This window comes from Priestia endophytica, assembly GCF_026790145.1.
Lineage (GTDB): Bacteria > Bacillota > Bacilli > Bacillales > Bacillaceae_H > Bacillus_I > Bacillus_I endophytica_A.
Genome location: NZ_JALAMS010000003.1, coordinates 19,894 through 45,949, shown reverse-complemented (window position 1 = coordinate 45,949; position 26,056 = coordinate 19,894). Strand labels below are relative to the sequence as shown.

Below are 26,056 nucleotides of genomic sequence, written 5' to 3'. Positions count from 1 at the left end.
TTTACAAATCAAAATATTTTTAAAGGAGCCGCAGTAAGGGGAACTTAAAGTATTGAAGCTTAAAAACAGCTGCTTTCTGGATTTGGTTATTTGATGCTCTTATAAATATAGTAAAAGCTGCACCTATTTATGGTACGGTTCACCGTAACATATCTTGAATGAGGTTTCAATTCAATTCCTTATTTGATATAACAATGAATAGGGAATTAATTCTTCCTTCTTCTTTTAGGAAATCAAATTAAAGCATCGACATGCTTGATCCAGTCAGATTTCCTTCCGCTTTATTTTAAACAAAAACGTATGCTTTCTTATTTAGTATAGTACTATACTAAAACTATGCGATATATAATCCTTTGGAAAGGAAATTAAGATGAATTCATCATTAGAAATGCTAATCCAAGTTTTTGAACGGGCAGCACTATTGTTAATTTGCTTATTTTTTTTAACAAGAGTCCCCAGATTTAAAGAATCTCTCCATAAAGAACAGCATTCACTTTCGGAGAAAATTGTCATCACTCTTATCTTTTGTTTATTTGCTATTTTTGGAACCTATTCCGGAATTAAAGTAGAAGGGTCTTTAGTCAATGTAAGAATTATCGCTATCATGTCTGGAGGCATATTATTCGGTCCATGGGTAGGCATCATTACTGGAATTGTTTCAGGTGTGCATCGTTTTTTAATTGATATTGGTGGCGTAACATCTGTTCCATGTTTAATTACAAGCATTATTGCCGGGATAGCATCCGGGTTTATTAACCTTAAAGTTAAAAAACCGCAGCGGTGGATTTATGGGATTGGCGCAGGTATGATCTGCGAAGTCCTTACTATGCTATTGATACTTGCTATGGCAGAACCCTTTAAACTTGGCCTCGATATTGTATCAAAAATTGGCTTTCCTATGATTGCAGGTGAAGTCAGTATCGGCTTGATTGTTTTATTGGTCATGAGTGTGGAAGATGAAAAGGAAATGATTGCTGCTAAACAAGCAAAGTTAGCCTTGGATATTGCCAATAAAACATTACCTTATTTTCGCTCGATCAATACAGAATCTTTGACAAAAATTTGCACAATCATTAAAGATCAAATTCATGCCGATGCAGTGGCTATAACTGATACAGAAACTGTCCTTGCTTATGTTGGCTTTGGTGAAGAACGGTATAAGATTGGACAAGAAATCATCAGTGACCTAACGAAAGCAGCAATCCGTAGCGGTGAAATCACGATTAGAAATCATGTGGCTGATCAACAAACTCCTGAAATTCAGTCTCTGCTCATCATGCCATTTGAAGAACGGGGAGAAGTCACGGGATCTCTCAAAATTTATTCTCGCAAAGCCTCCGAAATGACCTATCCTTTGCAAACGATGGCAATTGGTTTGTCACAAATTATTTCTACCCTTATGGAGATATCTCGCGTCGAGCAGATTAAGGAGGAGGCCAACAAAGCAGAACTAAAGGCACTGCAAACAAAAATTAACCCGCATTTTCTCTTCAATGCACTGAATGCCATTGCGTCGACAACCCGACGCAATCCAGAAAAAGCCCGTGAATTGATTGTTACTTTATCAAGCTATATGCGATACAATCTGGAGTTAAGTGATGAACTTATCAATATTCATGACGCACTAAAACAGGTGCGCGATTATGTTGAAATTGAAAAGGCTCGTTTTGGCTCTAAACTTCAGGTGGAATATGATATTGAAGAAGTAAACATAAAACTTCCAAGTCTGCTTATTCAGCCACTGGTCGAAAATGCAATTATTCATGGCATACTAAAAAATGGTCCTGGTACTGTTACAATTGCTGTGAATGATCTCGGTGATAAGGTCCGGATTAGCGTAAAGGATACGGGAGCTGGGATAGCAGATGAGGTGATAGAGAATTTGTACCGCGATGAGGTTCCTGCAAATAAAATCGGATTATATAATGTACATCAACGAGTCAAATTGATTTATGGCAAAGGACTAATCATCAAAAGATTATCTCCGGGTACTGAAGTTTATTTTGATATTGTAAAGGAGAAAAAATGAAAGCGATCATTGTTGAAGACGAATTTCCTGCAAGAGAAGAATTAAAATATCTTATTGAAACACATAGCAGCATCCAGGTGACTAATTGCTTTGAAGATGGATTAGATGTCCTAAAATTTTTACAAGAAAATGACACAGATGCTATTTTTCTTGATATCAACATTCCATCTCTCGATGGAATGTTGCTGGCAAGCAATATAAGTAAGTTTGCAAAAAAACCCTATATTATTTTTACAACAGCATACAAAGAACATGCGGCTCAGGCATTTGAACTTGAAGCCTTTGATTATATCCTTAAGCCATATGATGAGAAGCGGATTGCTGCTATGTTACATAAGCTCGAATCTGCTTTTTTGCGTGAGCTAAATCAAATAGATAAAGAAGAGGAGTTATCTTTTCAAAAAAATGATTCAGTTAAAGTCTTAGGAACGGATGCTCGAGTAAACTTGCGAAAAAACGATAAAATAATCGTCACAGACGTGAATGATATTTATTACGCACTGGCGAGTGAAAAGGTAACACTGGTCTATACGTTTGATGAAGAATATACGATGCCAATGAGTATAACAGAGTTCCATTCTACTCTTCCCCAGAACCTTTTTTTTCGCTGTCATCGCTCTTATACAGTGAATTTATCCAAAATCCGTGAAATCGTCCCTTGGTTTAACCAAACCTATATGATTCATCTTAAGGACTTTAATGCTGAGATACCTGTAAGCCGGAGCAAAGTAAAAGAGTTTCGACAAATTATGCGATTTTAACTGCAATTCATTCCCTTCTTTAAGCATTTGGTTCTGAATACGGTTTCATGATTTTTTTTAGTGGTATGATCTTCTTGTAAACGCATTCTACTAAGAAACCAGCATTGGTTTCGTAAGTTGAAGGGAAGATCAACATGAATTCACAAACAAGTAATCGCTGGCTGATTGTTCTAGGAACCATTATTGTTCAAATGGGATTGGGAACTATTTATACATGGAGCTTATTTAACCAACCATTGGTTGATCACTTTGGGTGGCAATTGAACTCGGTAGCCATTACTTTTTCAATTACAAGCTTTGCTTTAGCTTTTTCAACACTATTTGCCGGCAAACTTCAGGATCGCTGGGGAATTCGCCGCTTAATCGCAACTGCAGGCATTGTCTTGGGCGCAGGTTTAATCATTAGCTCACAAGTCTCATCATTATGGATGCTTTATATCCTGGCTGGTGTTGTGGTAGGATTTGCCGATGGTACTGCTTATATCACATCATTGTCAAATCTTATTAAGTGGTTTCCGGAGAGAAAAGGGCTTATTTCTGGAATCTCTGTCGGTGCTTATGGTACAGGAAGTTTGCTGTTCAAATATATTAACGGATCACTAATTCAAAACGTTGGCGTATCTTATACATTTTTATACTGGGGCATAATCGTGATGATTATGGTTATAGGCGGCTCATTCTTAGTTCGCGAGGCACAGGTAACAGGCCAGTCCCCGGCTGTTAATGGGGTACAAGCTAAAGACTACACAGTTAAAGAAATGCTTAAAACAAAAGAAGCTTACTTATTGTTTATCATGTTTTTCACTGCGTGTATGAGCGGTTTATATTTAATCGGAGTTGTAAAAGATATCGGTGTAAGTTTAGCTGGTTTGGATGTGGCAACAGCAGCCAATGCTGTAGCGTTGGTAGCAATTTTCAATACAATTGGACGCATTATCCTTGGAGCATTATCAGATAAAGTTGGCCGTTTAAAAGTAGTAGCAGGCGCTTTGTTGGTAACTGCAGTAGCTGTATCTGCTTTAAGTTTTCTAGAACTAAATTATGGATTGTTCTTTGCGTGTGTTGCAGGAATTGCTTTCTGTTTTGGCGGAAATATAACCATTTTCCCTGCAATTGTTGCCGATTTCTTTGGCTTAAAAAACCAAAGTAAAAACTATGGGATCATTTATCAAGGGTTTGGGATCGGTGCATTGTCCGGATCATTTATTGCCGCAGCGCTTGGCAGCTTTGTTTCTACCTTCACGTTTATTGCCGTGTTAAGTATAATCTCAGTAGTCATTGCGCTGTTTATCAAGGCACCTGGTCAAAGAGATGTTTTGAAAAAAGAAAAAACTCACGCCGCATGAAAGGCTACCAAGATTGGTTAATCTCTGCAAAATAGCCTTTATAGGTCACTGTATTAGAATAATAATGTGCTAAAAGGTACCTCTAAAATAGAGGTACCTTTTATTCATAAAATCATCGTTTACTTATGGTACGGTTCTCCTCGATTAATTCGAAATCCGCGATAAATCTGCTCCACTAAAATCAATCTCATCAACTGATGTGGAAAAGTCATTTTTGAAAATGACAATGTATCATTAGCTCTTTTCATTACATCACTGCTTAATCCTAGTGATCCACCAATAACAAAAGCAATTTTACTTTTTCCATATGTAGCAAGCTTGTCTAAATCATCTGCAAGCTGTTCAGATGATTTCATTTTTCCTTCAATGGCAAGAGCAATAACATGTGTATCTTGTGAAATTTTAGCAAGGATGCGCTCTCCCTCTTTTCCTTTCACTTGTTCCATTTCAACCTCACTAAGGTTTTCAGGTGCTTTCTCATCTGGAAGTTCAACTACTTCTACCTTTGCATAAGCTGATAAGCGTTTTAAGTATTCATTAATACCTTGTTTTAAGTATTTTTCTTTTAATTTTCCAACTGTAATAATCGAGATATTCACAGGTTGTCTCCTCTCTGTAAATAGTTTACAAACAAGTTATACACAGAAATTATCCACATATCCACAAAGAGTGGCATATATGGTATAGGATCACTCGTTCCCCACTATATATGTAGCATTATTTTCGCAATATTCACAAGTTATACACAGTTCTTTGTCTAGCTCTTTCATAATTGGTGCTTCTTCTGTTTCATCAACAACAATATCAAGCGCAAGCTCTACGTGCTCAAGGCAGCAATTCACTTTCATATTTTTTTCTCCTTTACGTTTTCTTCTTTCTGTGGACAAAATAATACACAGAAAATTCTGGAGTTATCCACAAGTTATTAACGTAAAAACAGGAGAAAGATTTTCTCCTGTTTTACTTTGGTTCTTCCACAAGTTTTAACGTTTCGTTTTTCTTCTTTCCATTGCGATAAAACGTAATGTCTAATGTATCATTGACTCCTTTTTGATACAAGTATTTGCGTAGATCAATGATGTTTCGCACTCGATGTCCATCGATCTCCACAATGACATCATATTCCTTTATTCCTGCTTTAGCTGCTGGTGAAAGACGAGAAACGCGGAGCACTGCTACTCCCTCTACAATGCTTTTTGGCAACTTTAATGTTTCTTGTAGATGATAACCTGAAATTTGTGATAGTGAAAGAGTACTTACGCCAATATACGGTCTGTGGACTTCTCCATCTTTTTCAAGATCTTCAATAAACGGTCGTGCTGTATTAATCGGGATTGACAATCCAATTCCTTCAACGGCATCTTGAGCAATTTTCATGGAGTTGATACCAATAACTTTGCCTGCCACATTAATAAGAGCTCCACCGCTATTTCCAGGGTTAATTGCTGCATCTGTTTGAATAACCTCTGCTTGCCAGTCTGGGTTTCCGTCATTGTTTAAGTCTTGAGGAATTAATCTGTTTGTGCCTGAGATAATTCCTTGTGTGACAGAACCTGCAAACTGAAGACCGAGAGGATTACCAATTGCAATTGCAGGTTCTCCTGCTTTAATACGGTCTGAGTCTCCAAATTCAGCGAGTGTTTTAATATTCTTACCATCAATCTCAATGACCGCTAAATCTGTTAAATCATCTCCACCACGTACTTTTCCAACAATACGTGATCCATCTTTTAAACTTACTTCAATCTCATTTGCACCTTCAATAACATGATAATTGGTAACAAGATATGCTTTATTTCCACTCTTTTTATAAAGGACTCCTGAACCTGTTCCAGCTTCAGATGATTCACTCTCATCTTCCCAGAAACCACTCTTTTGGATGTTCACAATCCCCACAACAGCATCAGATACTTTATCAACAGCTTCAGTAATGTCTGTTGTCACATCAATCGAAACAGACCGCTCTTCTGAAATGTTGTTTCCCTCTTTATTACTGCTCTCTGTGCGGCTTGATAAAATACCATTTCTCTCTAAGGCAGAAAAAGCAAGCAGGATAAGAATAGCACCGATAATTGCACCCATAAGACCTGTAAAAAATATAGTTCTCTTTCTTCCTTTCCGTTCATCGTAAAGCCCCACTTCAAACATTCATCCTTTCTCACATTAGACATATGCTTTTATAGTATGGATGTTTGAAGTTTTTCTATCCTTCATTTAGAGGGATTTACGTGTGTGAAAGATCAATAAGAGGCGTTGGCTTTTTCGGATCAGTATCATGGATATTGAACTGAATGCCAACTCCATGGTCTTTTTCTTTTAATGTTTGCTCTGCTGTCATTCTAGCAAGTTCTTTCATATTATTATCTTGGCTTAGATGAGCTAAGTAAATATATTTTGTATGGTCTCCAATCACTTCTGACAAAGCGATAGCTGCATCTTCATTTGATACATGACCAAGGTCGCTCAAAATACGTCTCTTAATATTCCACGGATAATGTCCCATGCGAAGCATCTCAACATCATGATTGCTCTCAAAAATGAAGGCATCGCTATTTCTAACAATGCCTTTCATTCTATCGCTAACATATCCGGTATCTGTTAAAAGAGTGAGCTTTTTTCCTTCACTATGAAACGTGTAAAACATTGGCTCTGCGGCATCATGGGAAACCCCAAATGATTCTACTTCAATTCCTCCAAAGCTTTTTACATCTCCAATTTCAAATGAAAACTTTTGCTCTGTTGGAACTGTCCCAATTAAGTGCTCCATTGCCTTCCATGTTTTTTCATTTGCGTAAAGAGGCAGTTTATATTTTCTTGCGAGCACCCCAAGACCTTTAATATGGTCACTATGCTCATGGGTCACTAAAATGCCTGATAAGTTCTCAATTGATTGATCAACCTCTTTAAAAAGCTGTTCCATCCTCTTACCACTAAGTCCTGCGTCAACTAGTAGTGATTCTTTTCCATTGCCAACAAAAAGAGCATTTCCTGTACTCCCACTTGCTAGCACACTAAATTGTAAACTCACCGTTCTCACTCCGTTTTTTTAACCATTACGTCTTTCTCTAATCAAGTGCTGTCACATAGTACACTTCAACCTCACCTTTATCCTTATCCACAGTCACTCGCCATGTTGGGGCTAAGATTTGTGAATCAGTTGCAGGTGGGAAGTACGCATAATAACCTAAATCCATGCTAACTTCACTATTTTGTTTAATCTTATTATTATCATAAAGTTCATTAACAGCATTAATTCTACTTTTCACAGTCTCAGCTTCTGTTCTCTGTTCAAACTGCTCTAACATCCTTTGTTTATAAGATACCATTTCATTCTTTTCATTAAGTTGAACGGTAATAAAGGTTTTAGTATTATCATAAACAGGCTTTTGTTTATACAACTGGGCAAATGTAATTTGTCCACCTTCTTTATCAACCTGTATTAGCTTATACTGATCGCCATTTATCATGTTCTTTTTCACAAAGTCTTCTAATTTGTTCGTTTCATCAGAAGTAGGCAAAGAGGTTGGCTTTGTAAACTCTCCATGAATTTCTTTCCCCTCTTCTTGAACTTCAACCTTTTGGTCTTTTAAACTATTCACTTCTTTTTCTGTAAATGTATGAACATAAGCTTTAATATATCCTGCCTTCTCATTGCTGCTTGGTGACTCTTTAAATGTAATATTAGCATCTTGTAATAACTCTTCAACTGTTCGTTCTGAAATCATCTCAAGCTGATTAGCTTCTCTTTTGACCATAAATTGACGAGCAAGAAAAAGGTCCAGGATAAAGAAGATAACGATAAAAATCGTTTTCGTCTTATTCCAATCCATCCTTATCTCCTCCTTGCTCTGCTTTATCTACAATTTTATACCATATTCCATCATACTTATAAAACCAATATGGCTTGAGCGTAATTACATTTGTAAAGTCTTTCTCTGTTTGCAGCTCATAACCTACTACGATATTTTTCAATTTGCTGTCATCAAAGTTTTCTCTTGCTTTAATTTCTTTTATAACATCTTCACCAGATGGTAGTTTAATTTTCTTCCCGTACTCGTCTGAAAGCTTTCCTAATTGAAAGGTTGGACGTTTATATGCAGAAATATTTTGTCCTGATGACTTTATCGTAATTTTAGCCAAATTATCATCATTAAAAACGGGATAATAATCTTCATGAAGCTGGAACATTACACTTTGATCTGAATTCCATTCTGTTAGATAATATGGATCTGTCCAACCTCCATGAGCATTTACAAAATCAAATGATCTTTTTATCGCTCCCTCTTTATCTGCATCAACACTTTGAGTTGCATCTTCAAAGTTTGTGTATTCCATTATTGGTTTTGTTTTAGATAATTCCAACATTCGCTTTGAATCGTTATAAACGGTTTGACCTGAGAGTTCATTTTCTTCAACAATTTTCATATTATCAAACAATGCATTGCGAAACTTATCAGATGAAATCATTTCTTGTTTATAACTTTTTTGTTGAAGTGGTGTTGGTTGCTCTGGTAAGAAAAGAACCGATTGATCTTCTCTTTTAAATGCTATATAATCCTGTCCATTGCTTTGTATGTCTTGGTAGTGTTTCTCCCATGTAGCTTCATTAAATCCCTTTATATTTGCCTCGTAAATCTCTTCTGTCTCGTAATTAACAAAATAGATACGAACAGACTGTGAGACATTATCCGCTTGACCTGGCTTAAGAATGATTCGGTCAAATGTCCCAGATGGCATTGTCCCTTTTACTTCGTACATATTTTGGAAAGTTGATAATGGCATCTTTGTTGGATAGAGGATTTCCATTGTCTGATTTCCATGTACAAAATCATAGAAATCTTCTGGACGCTCAAAAGAAGTATTCGAAATACGCACTACATCAGAAATAGACCATTTCTTCATCTCATTCGTCCATGTATCCATATCTTTATTGAGAAGTCCTTTATGATTGGAAGTAAAGTGAGCTAAAATTAAAGACGGCTGAATATGTTCTTCTAACATCTTAGTTTTACCGATTTTCACATCCTCTACATAAGATGCCTTGTCTTTACCCATTTCATCATATGCAGGTGTGTAAGTCCACAATGTCCACGTTAAAATAAGGCTAATCAAAATTAAACATGACAGTACTACGGTTTTGATATTTTCATATCTCATATCCATTCATCCTCGTCTTGTTCTACTTGTAAAGGAAGCGTAAAGTGAATGGTTGTTCCTTTTCCTTCTTTACTTTCAGCCCAAATTTCACCTTTATGAGCTTCAATCATTTCCCGGGCAATGGCTAAGCCAAGACCTGTTCCCCCAAGCTGTCTTGTTCTTGCTTTGTCAACTCGGTAAAAGCGTTCAAAAATTTTCTTTACTTTCTCACGAGGAATGCCCATTCCTTCATCCTTCACACTAACAAGAATGAAGAACTCTTGAGGCTGAACAGAAAATGTCACTTTTCCGCCTTCAGGGGAATATTTAATTGCATTTGAAATAATATTATCTAATACTTGTGTAATCTTATCTTGATCAAATTGAATTGAGATTGGTCCTTCTGGAAGTTTGCGAACAAACTCGATATTTTGACTTTTGCTCATATCAAAACGATCAATAATATGGTTGTAAAAATCAATAAAGTCCACTTGTGATTTTGTTAAATGATAATCTCTACTGTCCATTCTTGATAGCTGAAGCAAATCATTAACAAGTCGAATCATTCGCTCTGTTTCTGTTTGCGTAACGTCTAAAAAGCGCGGTGCAATCTCTTTATCTTGCCATGCCCCTTCTGCAAGAGCTTCTAAATAGCTGCGCATCGTTGTAAGCGGTGTGCGGAGCTCATGGGAAACATTCGCAACAAATTCACGACGTTCACGATCAATTTTCTCTTGTTCTGTAATATCATGAAGTACAACGATAATCCCATTAATAAATCCTGTTTCCTTCTGGATAGGAGATACAGTAGCTCTTAAAATATAGGGCTCATCATATTTATCAAATTCTAGAATAAGTGAATTTTGCTCTTCTAATAACGTATCAAACGTGTATTCTTTTTCAATGTTTAACAGCCTCAAGATAGATTCTGAAAGAACAGTTTCACGTGAAACATCTAGCATTTGTCCAGCAGGCTCGTTAATTAAAATAACGCGACCTTTTCGGTCTGTTGCAATGACGCCATCTGTCATATTCGTAAGAACAGAAGCAAGCTTCCGACGTTCCCCTTCTGTTGTTGCCTGTGCTTCTTGGAGTTTTCTCGTCAAATTGTTAAACGTAATAGCAAGCTGTCCAATCTCATCATAGCCATATACTTTTACTTTACGAGAGAAATTTCCTTTCGCCATTTCAAGGGCTTGGCGACGCATGTCAGACATCGGTCTTGTAATTGTACGAGCAAGAAGAATCCCCAAAATAGCTGTGAGTAAAAGAGAAAGAAGCGTTCCTTTTGCAAAAATAGCATTCACTTGTTTCATTTGTTCATAAAGAGATTCCATTGAAGCTTCAAGATAGATAGCTCCAATTGTACCTTCACTAGAATTAACTGGAACAGCTACAACTCTCATTCTCTCGCCTTTCTTTTTATTCACCATCATATTATTATAAGTACCGCCTGATAACGCTTTGTTCACAGGGTCTGTCATAGACTTCTTACCAACAGTACTTTTAGCATCATAGTTTGAAACAGCAAGAACTTGATGATTTTTGTCCACAACGCTAATCTCACTAATATCCTCAGACTTAAAATCATTCAGAAGTTTGGCAATCTCCTCTTCTAAAGTTGGATCACCTTCACTCCTTTTCTCTGCCATTTCTTTTTCCACACTATAAGCGAGTACATCTACTCGTTCATTAATTGAATTCCTAAAGTTTGTAATATTATTCTCTTCCTGCTTTTGAACAAAATAGGCCCCAATAATTTGGGTCGCAATTAAAATAAGTAAAATATAAATTAACACAAACTTAAAATGAATCGATTGAAAGAATCTAACCTTTTTCATTTCTACTACTCCTGCTCTGGATTACGGAGATAGTACCCCACACCTCTTCGTGTTACAATCCAAGTCGGATGACTTGGGTTATCTTCAATTTTTTCACGTAAACGGCGAACTGTTACGTCAACAGTACGTACGTCTCCAAAGTAGTCATAACCCCATACTGTTTGTAATAAATGTTCACGAGTCATAACTTGTCCAATATGTTTAGCTAAGTAATGTAGGAGCTCAAACTCACGATGAGTTAGTTCAATAAGCTCTCCACGTTTAGATACAATATACGCATCAGGATGGATTACTAAAGAGCCAATCTGAATTTCATTTTGTTGTCCTGCTTCAGAAGCTACTGCTTGATGACGACGCAGATTTGCTTTTACCCGAGCAATTAATTCCCTTGTGCTAAATGGTTTGGTGACATAGTCATCTGCTCCTAGCTCAAGTCCTAATACTTTATCGATTTCTGAATCTTTAGCTGTTAGCATAATAATAGGCATTTCATATTTTTTGCGAATTTCTCGGCAGACTTCCATCCCATCTTTTTGAGGAAGCATAATATCTAATAAAACAAGTTCTGGCTGCACTTCTTCTACTTTTTCTAATGCTTCTACTCCATCGTAAGCGCAGTGAACTTCATATCCTTCTTTTTGTAGGTTAAATTTTAAAATATCCGCGATTGGTTTCTCGTCATCAACGACTAGAATACGTTTATCCATTTTATCCGGCTCCTTTAATTGCATAAAATCATACGAATACATCGTACCTTTATTATACTGCATACACACTTTAACATTCTAATATAGTTTGGTCTATATTGCTCATTTCCACTACAGGAAAGCCTCTAGACAGAGCTAGAGGCTTTTATTTTTCTATATTTATCTTTATTGTATATATCATGAAAAGTCAACCCTGGATGCCCTTTACATCTTTCTCTTTCTAAAAATAGAAATTTAGTTGCTTAAAATATAAAAAGGCATTTTTTCCAACTTTATTAATGTATCATACCTTAAAAAAGATATCACTGATAAAGGAAAATTTGTAATTCATTTGTATTACTTTTGTCATATGTGAAAAGTCTTTTTTCCATACAAAAAACACGACAATATTTGTCGTGTTTTAGAAGTGGCTCAGGACGGAATCGAACCGCCGACACATGGATTTTCAGTCCATTGCTCTACCAACTGAGCTACTGAGCCATGGCGGTCCCGACGGGAATCGAACCCGCGATCTCCTGCGTGACAGGCAGGCATGTTAACCGCTACACCACGGGACCAAACCGTGTTAAAGTATGTATTATAAAGATGACCCGTACGGGATTCGAACCCGTGTTACCGCCGTGAAAGGGCGGTGTCTTAACCGCTTGACCAACGGGCCACATTGATTAATATCTTAGCGACATTGATTATATTATCATCATTTTAAACATAAAGCAATAGTATTTCAGAAATTTATTCACTTTTTTTGAAAAAAGTTTTAAAAAAAGAAAAAAAGCCTGCAATTTGCAGGCTTTTCCCTTTATCTTGGACCATATACGCTGCGAATAACGTTTGTTTGTGTACGATCAGGACCGACTGAAAAGACTGATAGCGGAATTCCTGTAAGTTGTGACACACGTTCAATATAATGACGGGCATTTTCAGGGAGCTCGCTTAAAGATTTCACACCTGTGATATCTTCAGTCCAGCCAGGCATTTCTTCATAAACAGGTTCGCATTCTGCTAATGCTTTTAAGCTTGCTGGGAATTCTTCAATAACTTCCCCTCTATAGCGATATGCAACACAGATTTTCACTGTTTCAAGGCCTGTTAATACATCAATAGAGTTAAGAGATAGGTCTGTAATCCCGCTAACACGACGAGCATGACGAACAACAACGCTATCAAACCAACCAACGCGGCGGGGACGACCTGTTGTTGTACCATATTCACGTCCAACTTCACGGATTTGTTGACCAATTTCATTATCTAACTCTGTTGGGAAAGGACCGTCACCAACGCGTGTTGTATAAGCTTTTGCTACTCCAACAACGTGCTTGATTTTACTTGGACCAACACCAGAACCAATTGTTACGCCACCTGCCACAGGATTTGAAGATGTAACAAATGGATATGTTCCTTGGTCAATGTCTAGCATAACGCCTTGTGCTCCTTCAAATAGAACACGACGACCTTCATCAAGAGAATCATTCAAAACAACAGATGTATCACAAACATATTTTGCAAACTGTTGACCATATTCATAATACTCATCTAGAATATCTTCAATTTTGAAGCCTTCTACTTCGTACATTCTTTCAAGAAGACGGTTTTTCTCTTTTAGATTCTGTTTTAATTTTTCTTCGAATGATTCACGATCTAAAAGATCTGCAATTCGGATTCCAACTCGGGCAGCTTTGTCCATGTATGCTGGGCCAATTCCTTTTTTCGTTGTTCCGATCTTGTTTGCTCCTTTGCGCTCTTCTTCTACTTCATCTAATTTGATGTGGTATGGAAGAATAACGTGCGCACGGTTACTAATACGTAAATTGTCTGTTGTTACATTACGATCGTGTAAATACTTAAGTTCTGTGATAAGTGCTTTTGGATCTACAACCATTCCATTGCCAATAACACAAATCTTATCACTATAAAAAATTCCTGAAGGAATTAAATGTAGTTTATATGTTTCACCATTGAATTTAATTGTATGTCCTGCATTATTTCCACCTTGATAACGAGCAATTACCTCAGCATTTTCTGAAAGGAAGTCAGTAATTTTACCTTTTCCTTCGTCTCCCCACTGTGTACCAACAACTACTACAGAAGACATATGATCGCACCTCCGCCTTTACAATTAGAAGTCTATTTCCTTATTGAACGTTCTAAGTGTACCAATTTAAGATTTGCAAGTCAACAAAACACGAACAATTAATATTTCTTTTCCAAATATGTTCGCCTAAAAAGCGTTTTCTTATTCTACAAAAGTAAAAAACCTCTTCATCAATTATGAAGAGGTTTCTACGAAGCTGGCGGAGGTGCACTTGCATCATCAAAACGCCGCTCAAGGTTTACGAATTTATTATATTCTTTTACGAAAGCAAGCTGAACAGTTCCAACAGGACCATTACGCTGCTTTGCAATAATAATCTCAATAATGTTTTGATTTTCTGTTTCTTTATCATAATAATCATCACGATATAAGAAAGCTACAATATCAGCATCCTGCTCAATACTCCCTGATTCACGAATATCAGACATCATCGGACGCTTATCTTGTCTTTGTTCAACTCCACGAGAAAGCTGTGAGAGCGCAATTACAGGGACTTCCAACTCACGTGCTAACCCTTTTAAGGCACGTGAAATCTCGGAAACTTCCTGCTGACGGTTTTCACCTTTATGGCGTCCACTACCTTGGATAAGCTGTAAATAGTCAATTAAGATCATCCCAAGGCCATTCTCTTGTTTTAAACGTCGACATTTTGCTCTAATATCTCCTACCCGTATCCCAGGAGTATCATCAATATAAATCCCTGCATTTGAAAGAGAACCCATTGCCATCGTCAATTTGCTCCAGTCCTCTTGAGTGAGATCCCCAGTTCTCATATTTTGAGCATCAATGTTTCCTTCTGCACATAGCATACGCATAACAAGCTGCTGAGCACCCATCTCAAGACTGAAAATAGCTACATTCTCATCTGTTCGGGTAGCTACGTTTTGTGCAATATTTAAGGCGAAAGCAGTTTTCCCTACAGAAGGACGAGCAGCAACAATAATGAGGTCATTCCGCTGAAATCCTGCGGTCATTCGGTCTAGCTCAGTAAAACCTGTCGGGATACCTGTAATATCTCCCTTTCGATTTTGAAGCTCTTCAATATTGTCATATGTTTCAACTAAAACATCACCAATGCTTTGAAAAGCTCCTGTATTTTTACGCTGAGCTACTTCTAAGATACTTTTTTCAGCATCATGTAAAAGCGCCTCAACATCATCCTCTCTTGTATAACTATCAGAGGCAATTGTTGTTGAAGTACGAATAAGACGACGCAAAATGGATTTTTCTTCTACTATTTTGGCATAGTATTCAATATTTGCTGCTGTTGGTACTGATTCTGCTACATCACTTAAGTAAGATACGCCCCCTACTTCTTCAAGCGTCTTTTGATCAGCAAGCTCAGACGTTACAGTGACAAGGTCAACAGGTTCCCCTTGATCTGCTAGTGTAAGCATGCAGTTGAAAATACGCTGATGTGCAGCTCTATAAAAATCTTCTGGAATCAAAATCTCAGAAGCCATTGTTAATGCAGATGGCTCTAAAAAGATTGCCCCAAGCACTGCTTGTTCTGCTTCAATATTCTGGGGCGGAATACGATCTGCAAACAAATCACTCATAGTTATTTGCCCCTTCATTTCCATTATTTTTATTCGCTATGAATGATAATAGACAGCCTTCATGCTGTCTATTATCTTCATCTCTATAGTTATCATTAAGCTTCTGTAACATGTACTTTTACCGTTGCTGTCACTTCAGGATGAAGCTTAACAGGAACGTTTGTATAGCCTAAAGCACGAATAGCATCATCAAGTTCAATTTTACGTTTGTCTACTTTGATATTATGCTTTTTCTTTAATTCCTCAGCAATCTGCTTACTTGTAACAGATCCAAATAAACGGCCACCTTCACCAGATTTAGCTGTTAGCTCAACCGTTAAAGCCTCAAGTGTCTTTTTAAGCTCTTGGCTTTCTTTTAGCTCCTCTGCTTCAAGCTCTTTTTGTTTTTTCTTTTGAGCATCAAGTTGTTTAACATTGCTGTTTGTTGCTTCAACAGCTAAACCTTGTTTTAATAGAAAGTTATGTGCATAGCCATCAGCTACGTTTTTTGTTTCTCCTTTTTTACCTTTACCTTTTACATCTTTTAAAAAGATTACCTTCATGATTGTGTTCCTCCTTCCAAGTACTCATCAATGACTTCTTTTAATCTATTTTCAGCTTCATCGATATTGATATTTTGCAACTGTGTAGCGGCATTTGTCAAATGTCCGCCTCCTTGTAGACCTTCCATAACGACTTGAACATTCACATTTCCTAATGAACGAGCACTAATTCCAACTTGGTCGTCTTCACGCTTAGCAATAACAAAAGAGGCGACAACACCGTCAATTGAAAGCAATGTATCTGCTGCTTGAGCAATAAGAACCGGACTAAAAGCAACGTTCTCTGGGGCTTTTGAGATAGCAATCCCTGCTTTATATATACAAGTTTTTTCGATAATCTTTGCCCGCCTAACATAGTGATCCATATCTTCCTTTAAAAACTTCTGCACAAGCACAGTATCTGCACCTTGTGAACGTAAGAAAGAGGCTGCATCAAATGTTCGAGATCCTGTACGAAGCGTAAAGCTTTTCGTATCTACAATAATCCCTGCAAGCAATGCTGTAGCTTCGAGCATATTAATACTAAAACGCTTTGGTTGATATTCTAAGAGCTCTGTTACAAGCTCAGCTGTTGAAGAAGCATATGGTTCCATATATACAAGAAGGGGGTTTTTAACGAAGTCTTCTCCTCTTCGATGGTGGTCAATAACGACAACACTATCTATTTTATTAAGCAAACGTTCTTCGATAACAAGAGATGGCTTGTGGGTATCCACAACAACAAGGAGCGATTGATCCTGAGCCATATTAAGTGCCTCTTCTGGTGAAACAAAATGCGGCCACAAATTCTCGTCTTTTTTAATCTCGCTTAATAGTTTTTGTACACTAGAGTCTGTTCTTTCTTGATCAAGCACAATATAGCCTTTTTTATTGTTCACAGCTGCTACCTTTAAGATTCCAATGGCAGCTCCAATGGCATCCATATCTGGATACTTGTGTCCCATAATAATCACATTTTCACTCTCTGTGATAAGCTCCTTTAACGCATGGGAGATAACGCGTGCTCTTACTCGAGTTCGCTTCTCCATAGGGTTTGTTTTCCCACCGTAGAATTTTACTTTTCCACTTGGAAGCTTAATTGCTACTTGGTCACCACCACGCCCTAATGCTAAGTCAAGGCTCGACTGAGCCAGTGTTCCTAACTCCGGCAATGATGAAGAGCCAATCCCAAGTCCAATACTTAAAGTTAGAGAAATATTTTGCTTAGAAGTTTCTTCCCTTACATGATCTAGAATAGAGAATTTGTCTCGTTCTAATTGAGAGAGAATACGTTCATTCAAAATGGCAGCAAAGCGCTCAGAAGAAGTTCTCTTGATAAGAATGCCTTGTTCATTTGCCCACCGATTAATGATCGATGTTACCTGATTATTTAAATTACTTTTCACTTGATCATCCATGCTTTGAGTCAAGTCATCATAGTTATCAAGAAAAATGATGCCAAAAACTGTTTTTTCTTCTTCATATAGCTTCTCAATCGTAGCCTGTTCTGTTACATCAAAGAAATAAACTAAACGTTCATCTCTTTTAATGATAACTTTATACCGGCGATCATAAATTGTAACAACTTCAGATTCTACTTCTTGTTTAATTAGCGGCACAATGCTGTCTAATACATCATAAAGCGATCTCCCTACTAACGTTTCTTCAGCAAAACATGAAGCTAGAAAAGAATTAGTCCACTCAATTTGATAATCATCATTGAAAAGCATAATCCCAATAGGCATTTCCATTAAAGCTTCTGTTCCTACTTTCTTCACACGATGCGAAAGTGTGGAAATGTAGGCTTCTAACTCTGTCATGATCATTCGTTCCATTTTTATATAGAGATACAACATGCCAAGAAGAACAGCAAATCCCGCAGCCCCTACATACCAATTTTCATACGTAATGATTGCTGTTATAATCAAAGCAAAACTATATAAAAGGTAAAAAGGAAGACGAATGATATGCTTTTTTTGAAAGATAGGCATACATTTCAACTCCCTATTTAAACTACTTATTTATTCTATTATACACGCAAAAATGCCTTCTTGTTTGAAAGAATATGCTCTATTCTAGGTTAAGATTCAGAATTGTTCTTTCTGAGGTTAAACCCTAAATCTACAATTCCAACAATACGTAATACTGTTCCAGCAGGTGGAATAACTAAAGCAATTATCGTAATAACAACAGGGATTGCTTTTGATCTTCCTTTGCTATGAAAGTAATAGAAAAGAAACGATACACCTTGAAGAAACATAAGCCACTGAAGTACCATAAGTAAGTTAATCACTGCTATATACCCAAATGATCCTTCATCAAGTGGGATAAGGGAGCATACTAAAGTGATAAGGTAGTACCAAAGAAGAGACTTAGGTAAACGTAAATCACGTAATGGTGGAAATGAAACTGGTTTGTGCCCTAAGCGTTTCAATACTGGTACTGAGAAAAGCTGAGTAATAAATGCTAATATTACACCAGCCCCAACAAGTAATGTTGGGATAAGATATGTCATCATCCGCATGTTCTCTCGAATGAGTTCAATTTCTTCTTCTACAGGGGCTTGCCCAACCGATTTCATAATCTCTTCTGACCTCTGTATTGAGTCGTTTACAGATTGCTGAAAAACTCCTTGTAAATCAACGTTAAGGAAAACACTAGCTACTACAACCTGCAAAAGCAATGTTAAAGCAAAGGAAACTGTTCCTCCTAAGAGAACCACATATGCTAATTTCGTTTTTGAAAAAAGATGTCCCATTACAACCCCACTAATTCCGAACATAAATGCAAAAGGTAATAATACATATGTACCAAGAAGCAATGTTATAGGAATCGCTATAATTACCATAAAAATCCCATTTTTAAGCCCATGACGAACTGTATATATAATAAAAGGGATAGAAAGGGTAAAAGCAGCCAAAACACCAAGAGCTGGAACGTAAATTGTAATGAGAAGCAGAACAATAAAAATTGCTAAGTTCATTGCTCCTTCAGTTAATGTCCGTGCTTTATTCACAACTTCACCTCACTTTTTAAACTACACTATCTTATATTTTATCTAGATGAGACACCCGACGCAAACTTTTACATTAAATAATCCTTATGTCAAAAAGTGTTCACAATATGTTTATACGATAAAAAAAGAGACAGTAAGTGTAACTTACTGTCTCTTTTTAAACAACTTACTTCTCGTCTGCTACATATGGAAGAAGTGCCATTTGACGTGAACGCTTGATAGCTCTTGTAAGCTTACGTTGATATTTCGCACTAGTTCCTGTTACACGACGAGGTAGGATCTTACCACGTTCAGAAACGAACTTTTTAAGAAGATCTACATCTTTATAGTCGATATGAGTGATTCCGTTTGCTGTGAAGAAACACACTTTACGACGTTTACCGCGACCTTTACGTCCTCCTGCTGCCATGTCAAGTCCTCCCTTCTATTTGAGATTATTAAAACTCGATCTATTGTGTGATGAATTAGAATGGCAGATCATCATCTGAAATGTCAATCGTATCTCCGTTGCTTGAGAACGGATCATCATCTACACGTGTATATCCTTGATTGTTGCGGTTCTGATCTTGTCCAAATGGAGAACCTTGATTTGGAGAGCTTTGGAAATTGTTATTAGAATTTCCGCCACCGCTTCCGCTCTTCGGCTCAAGAAATTGAACGTTGTCTCCTACCACTTCAGTGACATAGACACGACGACCTTCTTGATTGTCATAGCTACGGGTTTGAATTCGGCCATCAACACCAGCTAAACTTCCTTTCTTCAAGAAGTTTGCTACGTTCTCAGCTTGACGACGCCAAACGACGCAATTAATGAAGTCAGCTTCACGGTCGCCTTGCTGATTTGTAAATGTGCGATTAACTGCCAAACTAAAAGTTGCTACAGCGACTCCATTTGGCGTATAGCGTAATTCAGGGTCTTTCGTTAAACGGCCAACAAGAATAACGCGATTGATCATGAGAACCACCTCTTACAGAATTTCGTTCAATAATTAAGCTTCTTCTCTTACAACAATATGACGAATGATGTCTTCGCTGTATTTAGCAAGACGGTCGAATTCGTTAACTGCTTGAGTTTCACCTTGTACTTTTAAAAGCATATAGTATCCATCACGGAAGTCGTTGATTTCGTAAGCTAGACGACGCTTACCCCATTCTTTTGCTTCTGTAACTTCAGCACCATTGCTTGTGATAACACCGTTGAAACGCTCAACTAGTGCCTTTTTACCTTCATCATCAATGTTTGGACGAATGATGTACATAACTTCGTACTTTTTCATTATAGTCACCTCCTCTTGGTCTAAACGGCCCTATTTGAAAATAGAGCAAGGAGCAATAGTCATTACTCACATCTAAAAATTATAGCATAGGAAACTATACGTTGCAATGGCTGATAAAATAAATTTTAAACATAGCTTTTTAGTTTTTTGATTAAGTTAACTATCTTCTTTTTACTATCATATCAAAGAAACGTATGTTCGTCTATTTGTATAAAGAAAAAAACCGAGAGATTCTCGGTTTTTTATACGTTGAAGCGGAAGTGAATAACATCTCCATCTTGAACAATGTACTCTTTTCCTTCTAAACGTACTTTTCCAGCTTCACGAGCTGCACCCATTGTTTTAGCTTCAAGAAGATCCTCATAAGCTACTGTTTCAGCACGGATAAAACCACGCTCAAAGTCTGTATGGATGATTCCAGCACACTCAGGAGCTTTCATACCATTACGGAACGTCCATGCACGCACTTCTTGTTCACCTGCCGTAAAGTATGTTGCTAGTCCAAGTAACTCATATGTTGCACGAATAAGCTGATCTAATCCAGACTCTTTAATGCCTAGTTCTTCAAGGAACATTTCTTTTTCTTCTCCTTCAAGTTCAGCAATTTCAGACTCGATTTTTGCACAAACAACAATTACGCCTGCGCCTTCTTTTTCAGCATAGTCTTGAACAAGTTTTAAATATTCATTTTCAGAAGCATCTGCAACTTCATCTTCCCCTACGTTTGCTACATAAAGAGTTGGTTTAATTGTAAGAAGGTGAAGACCTTTTACAACACGTGCTTGTTCTTCAGTAAAGCTAACAGCACGCGCTGGCTTTTCTGCTTCAAATGCTTCTTTTAGCTTTTCAAGAATCTCATATTCAAATACTGCTTCTTTATCTTTTTGTTTCGCCATTTTACCAACGCGACCAATACGTTTCTCAACTGTTTCTAAATCTGCTAAGATAAGCTCTAAGTTGATTGTCTCAATATCTGCAATTGGATCGACTTTGCCTGATACGTGTGTGATGTTATCATCTGCAAAGCAACGAACAACTTGACAGATAGCATCTACTTCACGGATATGTGATAGAAACTTGTTTCCAAGTCCTTCACCTTTACTTGCACCTTTTACAATCCCTGCAATATCTGTAAATTCAAATGCTGTTGGAACTGTCTTTTTTGGTTTTACAAGTTCTGTTAATTTTTGTAATCGCTCATCAGGTACCTCAACAATTCCTACGTTCGGGTCAATTGTACAGAACGGATAGTTTGCTGATTCTGCTCCTGCTTGTGTGATGGCATTAAATAATGTTGATTTCCCTACGTTTGGAAGACCAACAATTCCTGCTGTTAAAGCCACTTCAACCACTCCTCTTCATTTTGAACAATCTATTGTCTAACACGTCTCATGCCCGTGTTCACTATTACTTCAACCTTTCACAATTATAGAGATTTCTGAAAAAGAATACAACCTTTCTTTCCTAGAGCTTCTCTATGTTTACAACACAATCATAAAGAGAGCTTCCTAATCCATTATCAGAAAGAGCACTAGATGTAAGTACGTTGACGGTTTCTCCCATCGTTCTCCATCTTCCTTCATCAATATTAACTGTTCTAGGATGGGCTTCTTTTAAAATTTTCACTTCTCCCTCTAGCACACCTCGATCATTGTACACACGGATACGATCTCCGTTTTTCAATTCTCTTTCAAGAGCAATATCGGGTGATATATCAATTGTTGCCTTGTCCATTCCTTTTAAGACATGATAGTGCTGGGAGTGATTAGATCTTAAAGGATGAATAGATAAAAGTGTATAAGGATACCTTGAGCTCTCTTTCCCCTTTTCTTTTTCCACTTCACCAGGTAATGATGCTGAGAGAAGGCCGCTATATCCTGCTTCACTAGCTTTAAGAGACGTAAATTCATACTTTCCGCTTGGTGTCTTAAAACGTCGATCTTCCCAAGGCACAGCTTTAACTGGTAACAATATATGATGCTTTTCTTTTAGTTTTTCAAGGGTTATGCCCTTTTCACTCAAAGAAGAAAGACCCATTGCTAAAAATTCATCAATCGTATAATTAAAGAGATCGAAAAACCCCAACCGTTTCGAAAGTTCTGTCCAAATCCACAAATCAGACTTTGCTTGTCCTGGAGGCTCTACTGCTTTTTCACTATAGTTCATATATCCATGATACATAGAAGAAAAATAGATATCCGTTTCTTCAAAAACTGTTGTAACAGGCAATATATAATCAGCAAGAAGCGCTGTATCTGTCATAAATTGTTCAAATACAATCAATGTTTCCACATTAGAAAAAGCTTTGTGCACGCTATTTGTGTCCGGAACTTGAGTAAGTGGATTTCCACAAGTAACAATTACCGTTTTGATTGGTGGTTCATTTGCCTCCATCATTTCCTTTGCTTGAGTCATCATGGAAAACTTACGGTTTGTTTCTTTTAAATCTTGTCTTGAGAGCTCTTTTATATTGAAACTCTCCCCAACTTGCGTATTTCCGAAATGGGAACCTCCCCCTTTGATTCCTACGTTCCCACTTAGAGCAACAAGAGCATCAATGAGTCGAATCGTATTTCCCCCATTTTGATAACGTTGCATACCGAGACCAAGATAAGTTGAAGTTGGACCACTTTCATAAAGAGATGCAAGCAAAGAAATAATGTCTCTTGAAACTTCTGTTTTATCTAAAATCTCTTCCATTGTCAGAGAGTCTAAAAGCTTACAAAGATCAGAAAATCCATGCGTATATTTTTCTACAAATTCTTTATCATACACATCTTTTTCAAGGAGCTCTTTCATAATCCCAATTGCAAGTAATCCATCCATACCAGGCTTTACTGACACATAGTGATGAGCAAGTTTTGCTGTTGCATTATGAATAGGGTCAATAACCGTAATTATTGCGCCCTTTTTCTTCGCTTCTTGTAAATAATTAAAAAGATGCATATTTGTACGAGCTACGTTGCGTCCCCAAATCACAATATTTTTACTGTGTAAAATATCTTCTGGAGAATGACTATGTGAAGCACCGAAGTCCCATACTTGTGCTTCAATACCACTTCCCCAGCAAATACTTCCGTAAAGCTCCGTAACTCCTCCAAATGCATTAAAAAAACGTTTGTCTAAATTTTTCAAAAGACCATTATTAGCATAGTCATGACTATGTAAAACAGCTTCTGAACCGTATCTTGCCTTTACATTTATTAAATTTTGGCTAATCTCTTCTAACGCTTTTTCCCATGAAATTTCCTCAAATGTACCGTTGATTTTTTTCAAAGGAACGGTAAGGCGCTTAGATGAGTTTGTTCTCGTTTCTAATGCTCTTCCTCGTCCACAAATTTTCCCTTTTGTAATCGGGTGAGTAGGGTCTCCGTCGACTTTTCTCACCTTCCCATCTTCAACTTCGATATAAAAGCCACAGCTATCCCAACAGTTCAATGGACAAGCTGATTGTCTGATTTCGCCCATTCTACCTCTCCTTCTTATGAATAATGCTAAAAAAACAACCTCATCGCTTTAAAAAGGCGATGAGGTACAATTATTCCTCGTGTTTTACAAGGATCTTTTTCAACTTTCGCGAGAATTCTCTTCTCGGAATCATAACACTATGTGAACATCCTTCACATTTAATTCGGATATCCATCCCCATACGGATGATTTTCCAGCGATTTTCACCACAAGGATGTGGTTTTTTCATTTCGACAATATCATAGAGATCAAATTCTTTATCCACTACTATTCGCTCCTCTTTCTATTTTTTAAAGGGGCTTTGTGCTATTTGATGGATTGTACATCATCATTTGAGCAAATGGAACTTGAATACCATTCGCATCTAGAACACCTTTAATGTCTTTGCGCATTTTTCTAGCAATTGGAACATGTGTCATTGGTTTCACTTCACAAGCAACTCTTATCATCACTTCTGTTGGTCCCAAACTTTGAACTCCTAAAAGTTCAGGTTCTTTTACCATATTTTCATAACGAGCAGGAAGCTGTGGTAAAAGTTCTAGAATCACTTTCTCTGCTTTTTCGATATCTTCTTTATATGAAATATTCACATCAACTACAGCCATGCTATTATGGATAGAAAAGTTTGTCACATCAGTAATGTTTCCGTTTGGAAAAATGTGAAGCTCTCCTGTCCAGCTTTTAATTTTTGTTGTCCGAATTCCAATTTCTTCAACAGTTCCTTCAAAGTTTGTAATTCGTACATAGTCTCCAACTGAGAACTGATCCTCAAATATAATAAAGAAACCTGTAATAATATCACGTACTAAGTTTTGTGCTCCAAATCCAATAGCAAGTCCAACAACTCCTGCTCCCGCAAGAAGAGCTCGGACTTCTAAGGAAAGCGTCTCTAGAATCATAACAATTGCAACAAAGTACGTAAAATAAGTTAGCGTATTTTGGAGGAGGCGACTAATAGTAGCTTCCCGTCTTTCCGAAATTCGCAGTGGACTCTTCATTCTGACTTCAAAAGATTTGTTTAATAGAGCTTTTCCTACTCTAATAAAAAGAAAAGATAGAACGAGAATTAAAATGATTTTTAAACATTTTTCCCCAATTAAGATCCATAGGTCTTCATTGGATAAATAACCGACAATTTTATCTATTGCTTTCTCTGTTGCATTCACTTTTTATTCTTCCTTCCCCTATTCGTTCCGAAAGATAGAAAACTTCCTTTATATTTTAGCAACTTTTCATTCAGATTTGTACCGATTTATAATAGGATATGCTAAAATTCCCGCTAGTAAATAAAGGTTCAGAATCCCATAAATAGGGTAAAGAACAGCAATTAACGTTGAGAATCCTACCATTGTAAACGGAACCATAATAAGTAATAATAACACAGCAAGGATAGGAAGAGGTAATCCGACAGCTTCTTTAATGCGGGCTAAAAACCCAAGAATGCTAGAAACAGCTGTTGTATATATAGCCGATATTAATAGAATGGTCATTATGAATGACATTAAGTAAGGAAAACTTTTCATAATTGCAAAAAGTGGAATTTCGTAATGACTCATTTCACTTTCTACAAACAATAAAGCACGGTTATAAATGAAAGAAAGAAATCCAATGATAAGGCCGCTCCCAATGCTTGCAATTTTAATTTCTTCTATACTTTTAATCTTTTTTCCGACGGCTGCTAGCACAGCTACAAGGGAAAGCACATTTAAAGATGTAAAAGTAAAAGCAGAGGGCCAATTCCGCTGAAGCTTTTCAAAGAGAGGCATTACCCCTTGGTCATGACCAATAAAAATAAGCAGTGTTGCCAATAAACCTAAAATTAAAAGAGGAGTTAAAAGCGTATTTATCGTAATCATACCTTGTACACCTTTAAAAAAGATAATAACAATACATACACAAAATAAAATCATGCCTCCCCAATAGGAAAAACCAAATGCCTCTAGTGATGTACTTCCACCTGCGAGCATAACGACCGTTGTCGTAAAAAGATAGAGCATGATTAAAATATCATAAACAGAGGCCCACCTAGCACCAACTAGTTTCTCTAATAATGGCATAAAATGTTCCGTTTTTTGTTCATAACTCACTTTCATAATTGTATAGCAGCAAAGAGAAAAGATAATAGTGAATAAAACTATAGCTAGCCCACTTTCCTTTCCAAAGAACTGCCATAGCTCTCGTCCAGATGCGTAGCCAGCACCAATGATTGTCCCCATAATTAAGAAAATCCACTGAAAACCTGATTTCCACATTCCTTTTCCCCCATTTCTTTCCCTTCATACGTATAGAAAGCTTGTTTTATT

General features: G+C 37.1%; 24 protein-coding genes and 3 tRNA genes. 3 read left to right on the top strand and 24 right to left on the bottom strand.

Features of this window, described 5'->3' with window-relative positions:
- The first annotated feature begins 370 nt into the window (after nucleotides 1-370).
- The 3 genes from MOC86_RS04465 (at nucleotide 371) to MOC86_RS04455 (ending at nucleotide 4,136) form a co-directional block, all read left to right on the top strand.
- Nucleotides 371-2,029 carry a sensor histidine kinase gene (locus tag MOC86_RS04465; protein WP_268582968.1) on the top strand — a complete coding sequence of 553 codons (1,659 nt, stop codon included), beginning with the start codon at nucleotides 371-373 and terminating at the stop codon, nucleotides 2,027-2,029.
- On the top strand, nucleotides 2,026-2,790 hold the full coding sequence (locus MOC86_RS04460; protein WP_268582966.1) for a LytR/AlgR family response regulator transcription factor: 765 nt from the start codon (nucleotides 2,026-2,028) through the stop codon (nucleotides 2,788-2,790). Before MOC86_RS04465 ends, MOC86_RS04460 begins: the two co-directional genes overlap by 4 nt.
- A gap of 134 nt (nucleotides 2,791-2,924) precedes the next feature.
- The gene (locus MOC86_RS04455) at nucleotides 2,925-4,136 is read left to right on the top strand and encodes an OFA family MFS transporter (protein ID WP_243516152.1); all 1,212 of its coding nucleotides are present in this window, start codon (nucleotides 2,925-2,927) and stop codon (nucleotides 4,134-4,136) included.
- A gap of 119 nt (nucleotides 4,137-4,255) precedes the next feature.
- Here MOC86_RS04455 and rlmH read toward each other — a convergent pair whose 3' ends face one another.
- The 24 genes from rlmH to MOC86_RS04335 form a co-directional block, all read right to left on the bottom strand.
- Complete coding sequence (gene rlmH / locus MOC86_RS04450) at nucleotides 4,256-4,735, bottom strand: 23S rRNA (pseudouridine(1915)-N(3))-methyltransferase RlmH (protein WP_019394690.1); 480 nt, start codon at nucleotides 4,733-4,735, stop codon at nucleotides 4,256-4,258.
- Nucleotides 4,736-4,825: 90 nt separating this feature from the next.
- On the bottom strand, nucleotides 4,826-4,984 hold the full coding sequence (locus MOC86_RS04445; RefSeq protein WP_124051739.1) for a CxxH/CxxC protein: 159 nt from the start codon (nucleotides 4,982-4,984) through the stop codon (nucleotides 4,826-4,828).
- Between the two features lie 112 nt (nucleotides 4,985-5,096).
- Nucleotides 5,097-6,284, bottom strand: coding sequence for a S1C family serine protease (locus MOC86_RS04440; RefSeq protein ID WP_268582965.1), 1,188 nt, complete (start codon nucleotides 6,282-6,284; stop codon nucleotides 5,097-5,099).
- A 76-nt stretch (nucleotides 6,285-6,360) separates the two neighbouring features.
- Nucleotides 6,361-7,164 carry an MBL fold metallo-hydrolase gene (locus MOC86_RS04435; RefSeq protein WP_268582963.1) on the bottom strand — a complete coding sequence of 268 codons (804 nt, stop codon included), beginning with the start codon at nucleotides 7,162-7,164 and terminating at the stop codon, nucleotides 6,361-6,363.
- A gap of 37 nt (nucleotides 7,165-7,201) precedes the next feature.
- On the bottom strand, nucleotides 7,202-7,966 hold the full coding sequence (locus MOC86_RS04430; RefSeq protein WP_268582962.1) for a two-component system regulatory protein YycI: 765 nt from the start codon (nucleotides 7,964-7,966) through the stop codon (nucleotides 7,202-7,204).
- Entirely contained in the window at nucleotides 7,953-9,293 is a 1,341-nt protein-coding gene (locus tag MOC86_RS04425) for a YycH family regulatory protein (protein ID WP_268582961.1), read from the bottom strand. The genes MOC86_RS04430 and MOC86_RS04425 overlap by 14 nt, the downstream gene beginning before the upstream one ends.
- Complete coding sequence (gene walK / locus MOC86_RS04420; RefSeq protein WP_268582959.1) at nucleotides 9,290-11,113, bottom strand: cell wall metabolism sensor histidine kinase WalK; 1,824 nt, start codon at nucleotides 11,111-11,113, stop codon at nucleotides 9,290-9,292. The genes MOC86_RS04425 and walK overlap by 4 nt, the downstream gene beginning before the upstream one ends.
- Before the next feature lie 5 nt (nucleotides 11,114-11,118).
- Entirely contained in the window at nucleotides 11,119-11,820 is a 702-nt protein-coding gene (yycF, locus tag MOC86_RS04415; protein WP_019394683.1) for a response regulator YycF, read from the bottom strand.
- 407 nt (nucleotides 11,821-12,227) lie between these two features.
- Nucleotides 12,228-12,300, bottom strand: a tRNA-Phe gene (locus tag MOC86_RS04410).
- A gap of 1 nt (nucleotide 12,301) precedes the next feature.
- A tRNA-Asp gene (locus tag MOC86_RS04405) sits at nucleotides 12,302-12,377 on the bottom strand.
- A gap of 29 nt (nucleotides 12,378-12,406) precedes the next feature.
- Nucleotides 12,407-12,478 (bottom strand) — tRNA-Glu (locus tag MOC86_RS04400).
- A gap of 141 nt (nucleotides 12,479-12,619) precedes the next feature.
- On the bottom strand, nucleotides 12,620-13,912 hold the full coding sequence (locus tag MOC86_RS04395; RefSeq protein ID WP_124051733.1) for an adenylosuccinate synthase: 1,293 nt from the start codon (nucleotides 13,910-13,912) through the stop codon (nucleotides 12,620-12,622).
- 188 nt (nucleotides 13,913-14,100) lie between these two features.
- Nucleotides 14,101-15,471: a replicative DNA helicase gene (gene dnaB / locus MOC86_RS04390; protein WP_019394681.1), complete on the bottom strand. Its 1,371-nt coding sequence runs from the start codon at nucleotides 15,469-15,471 to the stop codon at nucleotides 14,101-14,103.
- A gap of 95 nt (nucleotides 15,472-15,566) precedes the next feature.
- On the bottom strand, nucleotides 15,567-16,013 hold the full coding sequence (rplI, locus tag MOC86_RS04385) for a 50S ribosomal protein L9 (RefSeq protein WP_019394680.1): 447 nt from the start codon (nucleotides 16,011-16,013) through the stop codon (nucleotides 15,567-15,569).
- Nucleotides 16,010-17,983 (bottom strand): DHH family phosphoesterase, encoded by a 1,974-nt coding sequence (locus MOC86_RS04380; RefSeq protein WP_268582958.1) that lies wholly within the window; start codon nucleotides 17,981-17,983, stop codon nucleotides 16,010-16,012. The genes rplI and MOC86_RS04380 overlap by 4 nt, the downstream gene beginning before the upstream one ends.
- 89 nt (nucleotides 17,984-18,072) lie before the next feature.
- Nucleotides 18,073-19,008, bottom strand: coding sequence for a YybS family protein (locus MOC86_RS04375; RefSeq protein WP_268582957.1), 936 nt, complete (start codon nucleotides 19,006-19,008; stop codon nucleotides 18,073-18,075).
- Nucleotides 19,009-19,174: 166 nt separating this feature from the next.
- Nucleotides 19,175-19,417 carry a 30S ribosomal protein S18 gene (rpsR, locus tag MOC86_RS04370; RefSeq protein WP_019394677.1) on the bottom strand — a complete coding sequence of 81 codons (243 nt, stop codon included), beginning with the start codon at nucleotides 19,415-19,417 and terminating at the stop codon, nucleotides 19,175-19,177.
- A gap of 55 nt (nucleotides 19,418-19,472) precedes the next feature.
- Nucleotides 19,473-19,964 (bottom strand): single-stranded DNA-binding protein, encoded by a 492-nt coding sequence (gene ssb / locus MOC86_RS04365; RefSeq protein WP_019394676.1) that lies wholly within the window; start codon nucleotides 19,962-19,964, stop codon nucleotides 19,473-19,475.
- A 33-nt stretch (nucleotides 19,965-19,997) separates the two neighbouring features.
- Entirely contained in the window at nucleotides 19,998-20,285 is a 288-nt protein-coding gene (gene rpsF, locus MOC86_RS04360) for a 30S ribosomal protein S6 (protein WP_019394675.1), read from the bottom strand.
- A gap of 242 nt (nucleotides 20,286-20,527) precedes the next feature.
- Nucleotides 20,528-21,628, bottom strand: coding sequence for a redox-regulated ATPase YchF (ychF, locus tag MOC86_RS04355; protein WP_111923790.1), 1,101 nt, complete (start codon nucleotides 21,626-21,628; stop codon nucleotides 20,528-20,530).
- A gap of 121 nt (nucleotides 21,629-21,749) precedes the next feature.
- Entirely contained in the window at nucleotides 21,750-23,753 is a 2,004-nt protein-coding gene (locus tag MOC86_RS04350) for a molybdopterin-dependent oxidoreductase (RefSeq protein WP_268582952.1), read from the bottom strand.
- Between the two features lie 70 nt (nucleotides 23,754-23,823).
- The gene (locus MOC86_RS04345) at nucleotides 23,824-24,024 is read right to left on the bottom strand and encodes a DUF951 domain-containing protein (RefSeq protein ID WP_040060458.1); all 201 of its coding nucleotides are present in this window, start codon (nucleotides 24,022-24,024) and stop codon (nucleotides 23,824-23,826) included.
- Nucleotides 24,025-24,043: 19 nt separating this feature from the next.
- The gene (locus MOC86_RS04340; RefSeq protein ID WP_019394671.1) at nucleotides 24,044-24,919 is read right to left on the bottom strand and encodes a mechanosensitive ion channel family protein; all 876 of its coding nucleotides are present in this window, start codon (nucleotides 24,917-24,919) and stop codon (nucleotides 24,044-24,046) included.
- Nucleotides 24,920-24,985: 66 nt separating this feature from the next.
- Nucleotides 24,986-26,005 carry a hypothetical protein gene (locus MOC86_RS04335; RefSeq protein ID WP_019394670.1) on the bottom strand — a complete coding sequence of 340 codons (1,020 nt, stop codon included), beginning with the start codon at nucleotides 26,003-26,005 and terminating at the stop codon, nucleotides 24,986-24,988.
- Nucleotides 26,006-26,056: the final 51 nt, after the last annotated feature.

Bases quoted from the DNA above. Each gene is read 5' to 3' on its own strand.
- MOC86_RS04465 (WP_268582968.1), top strand. From the start codon at position 371: ATGAATTCATCATTAGAAATGCTAATCCAAGTTTTTGAACGGGCAGCA.
- MOC86_RS04460 (WP_268582966.1), top strand. From the start codon at position 2,026: ATGAAAGCGATCATTGTTGAAGACGAATTTCCTGCAAGAGAAGAATTA.
- MOC86_RS04455 (WP_243516152.1), top strand. From the start codon at position 2,925: ATGAATTCACAAACAAGTAATCGCTGGCTGATTGTTCTAGGAACCATT.
- MOC86_RS04445 (WP_124051739.1), bottom strand. From the start codon at position 4,984: ATGAAAGTGAATTGCTGCCTTGAGCACGTAGAGCTTGCGCTTGATATT.
- MOC86_RS04440 (WP_268582965.1), bottom strand. From the start codon at position 6,284: ATGTTTGAAGTGGGGCTTTACGATGAACGGAAAGGAAGAAAGAGAACT.
- MOC86_RS04430 (WP_268582962.1), bottom strand. From the start codon at position 7,966: ATGGATTGGAATAAGACGAAAACGATTTTTATCGTTATCTTCTTTATC.
- MOC86_RS04425 (WP_268582961.1), bottom strand. From the start codon at position 9,293: ATGAGATATGAAAATATCAAAACCGTAGTACTGTCATGTTTAATTTTG.
- walK (WP_268582959.1), bottom strand. From the start codon at position 11,113: ATGAAAAAGGTTAGATTCTTTCAATCGATTCATTTTAAGTTTGTGTTA.
- yycF (WP_019394683.1), bottom strand. From the start codon at position 11,820: ATGGATAAACGTATTCTAGTCGTTGATGACGAGAAACCAATCGCGGAT.
- MOC86_RS04395 (WP_124051733.1), bottom strand. From the start codon at position 13,912: ATGTCTTCTGTAGTAGTTGTTGGTACACAGTGGGGAGACGAAGGAAAA.
- dnaB (WP_019394681.1), bottom strand. From the start codon at position 15,471: ATGAGTGATTTGTTTGCAGATCGTATTCCGCCCCAGAATATTGAAGCA.
- rplI (WP_019394680.1), bottom strand. From the start codon at position 16,013: ATGAAGGTAATCTTTTTAAAAGATGTAAAAGGTAAAGGTAAAAAAGGA.
- MOC86_RS04380 (WP_268582958.1), bottom strand. From the start codon at position 17,983: ATGCCTATCTTTCAAAAAAAGCATATCATTCGTCTTCCTTTTTACCTT.
- rpsR (WP_019394677.1), bottom strand. From the start codon at position 19,417: ATGGCAGCAGGAGGACGTAAAGGTCGCGGTAAACGTCGTAAAGTGTGT.
- ssb (WP_019394676.1), bottom strand. From the start codon at position 19,964: ATGATCAATCGCGTTATTCTTGTTGGCCGTTTAACGAAAGACCCTGAA.
- rpsF (WP_019394675.1), bottom strand. From the start codon at position 20,285: ATGAAAAAGTACGAAGTTATGTACATCATTCGTCCAAACATTGATGAT.
- MOC86_RS04350 (WP_268582952.1), bottom strand. From the start codon at position 23,753: ATGGGCGAAATCAGACAATCAGCTTGTCCATTGAACTGTTGGGATAGC.
- MOC86_RS04335 (WP_019394670.1), bottom strand. From the start codon at position 26,005: ATGTGGAAATCAGGTTTTCAGTGGATTTTCTTAATTATGGGGACAATC.